This window comes from Photorhabdus kayaii (genome assembly GCF_025384895.1).
GTDB classification, from domain to species: Bacteria; Pseudomonadota; Gammaproteobacteria; order Enterobacterales; family Enterobacteriaceae; genus Photorhabdus; species Photorhabdus kayaii.
Window position 1 is genome coordinate 1 of the sequence record NZ_JAJAFZ010000136.1, and the last position, 3,372, is coordinate 3,372.

Here is a 3,372-nt window from a genome sequence, read left to right on the forward strand (position 1 = left end):
TTATCACTCAATAAGGGAAGCTGCGCTTTTATCGGATCGACAACGCCTTTTCCTTCCACTAATTTTCCCCAGCCCATCGTGTGGTCTAAGCCCCCTAATGCGCCACCCACGGATATTTGGGTCACGAGGGATTTGACGGCATCGCGCTTCGCTAAGGCGGCCAGTGTCTTGGTAAGATCCCCTTTATTTTCAACTAAGGCCACCGCCGCCTGTGAGGTCAACCCTATCATTCCGCCATAAGCCGCCCCATAAACCGCGCTCGCCGTGGCTCCCGTAGCGCCTGTCGCCCCCACGGCGCCACTTCCCGCCCAAGCCGCCAGGCCCGAACCTGCCGTGACCGCAGCGACCGCAATCGCAATCACCATCCCCGGTATATGAACTGCACCTTTATCAGTTGAGTATCCAACTATTGGAGTACAGTTCACAAAGCCGGGAACTTTTTTTAACGTAACCAGAATGGAGGATCGTCTGGGCCTAAAGCATCGTATTTTTCAAGGGGGCGATTAATCTCATCAATATAATATGGTGTATCAGTAAAACCTATTCTTACAGGGATATATTCGTTAAGCTCTTGATAATAAACTTCAGTACATTCTAATGCTTCAGAAAATGCACTAAAAATCCTTTTGAAAACAATTGATAGCGACTCTCCTTTCAGATTTAATTTCGTATTATTTACGTTCACTCCTAACGACATCCAATCAATACCTTTAGCTGATATCTGTGAAAATGACCTTTCTATACTGTCAAGATCTCTTTTGACACTTGATAATTCCTCATACTTCAAAGAACGCCGATAGAGATTTTCTGTGACCCAAGGGTACTTACTCCCTTTATTACGATGTTCCAATAACGTTACCACTAAATTGAAAAATCCATTTATATCAGATGCAGTGCCTATTTCAGCTAATGTCATAGCGGCATGTATACCAACATTTTTCATTCTGTTTTAAACCTGATGGATGATGAATTTATAGAACCATTTGATTTCTGCACTATTCCTTGAACTATTTGCATTTTTTGCTTGGCAGTTATTGCTTGCCCTCGAACATCAATAACTATCCGTTGTTCCATCCCCGCAGGTAGATTCTTCTGCCGTTCAATCGCCTGTTTGGCAACATTATTAATCAAGCCATTTTTGTTCGTTGCAATATTATAGTTTTTCACTTCAACACTACAAATATTGCCCTGACACCAGTCTGGACGAACACTGCCTTTAGTTCCATAGGGGACTTCCTTACCCTCTTTAAATGTAACCTGACCATTCCATCCATCCCCCAAATCTTTCCCGACATCAATTTCTGATTTTCTATGGCTAGGGCGTGAGACTGATGTAATTTCATCACTGGCCTTATTGAGCAGTTTGGAAGCTTCCCCAATATCACCTTTCTGTAAGGCTTTCTCTACCGCCTTGATAGTTTTCCCGGCGGCATCACCCGCACCCGGAATAATCGCTACTGCGGCGGCCAGATAATCTAATGCACTCTTAGCCTCTACAAAACCTTTAAAATTGAATGGTCTGAGTCCGGTAGAATTCCAAGACTCAGATATCATTAGCTGTTTAGTGTAACCTGTCCAATTTTTTGGTCAGTTCAGCATATCGAGAACTTCTTTAACGTAACCAGAATGGCGGGTCATCTGGACCTAAAGCATCGTATTGCTCAAGAGGGCGATCTCTATCTGTCATAAAATCAGGCATGTCTGTTATCACTATTCTGACTGGCTTATAAATACCCCAGTCTTCATGAAATACTTGAGCGGATTTTATACAACGCTCTATTCCTTCAAAATATTTAAAAAATCTGCATTTCTGCTCCTTTGATAATTTCTGCTGGAGTTGTGTTACTAACGAAGATGCTGTTTCTAATTCATAAAGATGAAGATACTTCTGGTAAAACTGAAACAAGATTTTTCGATCGTTAATATCGTGTATCTGTTCATTTAAAATAGAAAAAAATTGGGTCATTTCTGAAACAGAACCAAGTTCCACAATAGAACTACCACCATAAAAACCGATATGTTTCATGTTAGTTACCCTTTAAATTCGATCACTGCTGGGTCTATAATTCCATTTGATTTTTGAACAATGCCTTTAATAATTTCCCTCTCCTGTTCTAGTGACACGGTTTGCCCTCGAACATCAATAACTATCCGTTGTTCCATTCCTGCTGGCAGATTCTTCTGCCGCTCAATCGCCTGTTTGGCAACATTATTAATCAAGCCATTTTTGTTCGTTGCAATATTATAGTTTTTCACTTCAACACTACAAATATTGCCCTGACACCAGTCTGGACGAACACTGCCTTTAGTTCCATAGGGGACTTCCTTACCCTCTTTAAATGTAACCTGACCATTCCATCCATCCCCCAAATCTTTCCCGACATCAATTTCTGATTTTCTATGGCTAGGGCGTGAGACTGATGTAATTTCATCACTGGCCTTATTGAGCAGTTTGGAAGCTTCCCCAATATCACCTTTCTGTAAGGCTTTCTCTACCGCCTTGATAGTTTTCCCGGCGGCATCTCCCGCACCGGGAATAATCGCTACTGCGGCGGCCAGATAATCTAACGCGCTCTCAGCTTCAACAAAGCCTTTGATATCTCCGACAATCGGCACGAAGTCAGTACCAAAACTGATGACACCTCCGGCTTGTTTACACGCCTCCGGTGACTGCTGACAAAAAGCTTGCTTCTTTTCCTCGTAGGTTTTGAGTGTTCCCGACTTTTCTTTCTCTGCGGCGGACAGAAGATGTGCCAGTGAATTATAGACAATCACCATTTCACCGGCATTGGCGCCACTGTTGGCGCCTTCTGCGCTGTTGGTTGCAATGGCTCCCGCAGCGCCGCCGATGATTTTACCACCGGCCTGAATTGCCATCGGATCGCTAAAGGTTTTATCCAAGGTGATGGCGGCCAGTTCTGCGGCTAATGCGCCCACTGCCGCCCCTTTAGCATCTCCACCGCTAATCTCCGCCGCCAGAGCAGACACTGCTGCATGGCTAATCGCTTTACCCGGAACATCCAGAATCTGCCCCTGATCACCAATCAGTTTGGCGCCTTCCGCATTAATCTGATTACCAATATTACTCAACAACGCGGTTTGCAGATTATCCGTAAAACTGCCGCCGTTAATCGCCGTCCCTATTGTTGAACTCACGATGGATTGCGCCGCAACACGCTGGGCCACCTGACTCCAATTCTGATTACTCAATAAGGGAAGCTGCGCTTTTATTGGATCGACAACGCCTTTTCCCTCCACTAATTTTCCCCAGCCCATCGTGTGGTCTAAGCCCCCTAATGCGCCACCCACGGCGATTTGGGTAACAAGGGATTTGATTGAATCGCGTTTCGCTAAGGCGGCCAGTGTCTTGGT

5 protein-coding genes are annotated in these 3,372 nt (G+C 44.6%); all 5 read right to left on the reverse strand.

Translation table 11 applies throughout. The features are described from left to right. Nucleotides 1-425, reverse strand: a 425-nt coding sequence (locus tag LGZ98_RS23105) for a DUF637 domain-containing protein (RefSeq protein WP_262978667.1), incomplete at its 3' end; no start/stop codon positions are given. A gap of 17 nt (nucleotides 426-442) precedes the next feature. After that, complete coding sequence (locus tag LGZ98_RS23110) at nucleotides 443-943, reverse strand: Imm70 family immunity protein (RefSeq protein WP_113041475.1); 501 nt, start codon at nucleotides 941-943, stop codon at nucleotides 443-445. Then, on the reverse strand, nucleotides 940-1,554 hold the full coding sequence (locus LGZ98_RS23115; protein WP_113041476.1) for a hypothetical protein: 615 nt from the start codon (nucleotides 1,552-1,554) through the stop codon (nucleotides 940-942). Before LGZ98_RS23115 ends, LGZ98_RS23110 begins: the two co-directional genes overlap by 4 nt. 58 nt (nucleotides 1,555-1,612) lie before the next feature. After that, a complete protein-coding gene (locus tag LGZ98_RS23120; protein ID WP_036782101.1) occupies nucleotides 1,613-2,026 on the reverse strand; it encodes a hypothetical protein in 414 nt (137 codons plus the stop codon). Between the two features lie 5 nt (nucleotides 2,027-2,031). After that, nucleotides 2,032-3,372, reverse strand: a 1,341-nt coding sequence (locus LGZ98_RS23125; RefSeq protein WP_262978668.1) for a DUF637 domain-containing protein, incomplete at its 5' end; no start/stop codon positions are given.